The sequence below is a fragment of the Streptomyces sp. NRRL WC-3549 genome, from assembly GCF_000721935.1.
Taxonomy (GTDB): domain Bacteria; phylum Actinomycetota; class Actinomycetes; order Streptomycetales; family Streptomycetaceae; genus Streptomyces.
Genome location: NZ_KL585401.1, coordinates 63,117 through 63,990, shown reverse-complemented (window position 1 = coordinate 63,990; position 874 = coordinate 63,117). Strand labels below are relative to the sequence as shown.

General features: G+C 70.7%; 2 pseudogenes. Both read left to right on the top strand.

From position 1 onward, the window contains the following. A pseudogene (locus IH13_RS0116785) lies at positions 1–358 on the top strand (hypothetical protein); the annotation flags it as partial. Between the two features lie 71 nt (positions 359–429). Beyond that, positions 430–874: pseudogene (locus IH13_RS0116780) on the top strand (phosphopeptide-binding protein); the annotation flags it as partial.

Here is an 874-nt window from a genome sequence, read left to right as displayed (position 1 = left end):
GCCGCAGACGTTGGCGCAGGGCCTGGTGCGGGCGGTGTGGACCGACGACATGGCGGCGTCCACGTCGATCAACCCGCAGGTCGCCCACTACACAGGACAGGCCGAACTGGCACAGGTCATCCAACAAGGGCTGGATGCGCGCAAATCGGGAGACTTCGACGGCGCGACCGCCAAACTGGGCCGTGCGGTGCAGCTCGCGTCGGCCTCCGGGAACGCGGATACCGCGAAACTGCTTTCGAAGGTGGTGGACGTCGTCGACGCGGCGACCGGTACTGTGCGACTGAAAGCGAGAGTGGCGGAAGCGGACGAGATGACGCTCGAAACGCGCTCGACCAAGACCGTTCGCGTCAAGAAGTGACGTCGAACAGCGACACAGTCGACAGAGCATGACGGCCTTGGGGCCGGAGAAGGAGAGGGGGAAGCGCCGACATGCCGACCTGCCCGAACGGACACCAGTCGGGTTCCGAGGACTGGTGCGAGGTCTGCGGACACCGCATGGCCGGAGCGGGCGCGCCCGCGGGCGCCGTGCCTCCGCCGCCTCCCCCGCCGCCCGCGCGCGGTTACGGCTACCCGCCGGCCCCCTCCGGTCCCGGGACCGCGCAGGCCGAACTCTGCCCGCAGTGCCGAACCCCGCGTGAGGCGATGGCGCCGTTCTGCGAGGAGTGCCGCTGGAACTTCCTCACCAACACGGCCACCTCGTACACACCGCTGGCACCGCAGCCCGGTGCCGGACGCCCGGCACCGGGGCTGAACCTGCCGCCCGGCTTCACCGCGCAGCAGGGCCCGTCGTCGCAGCAGCGCGACCCCTTCGACTACCAGGGTTCGCGGCCCTCCCAGATGAACCGGCCGGCCGAGCCGCTGGCACCGGAGCAGG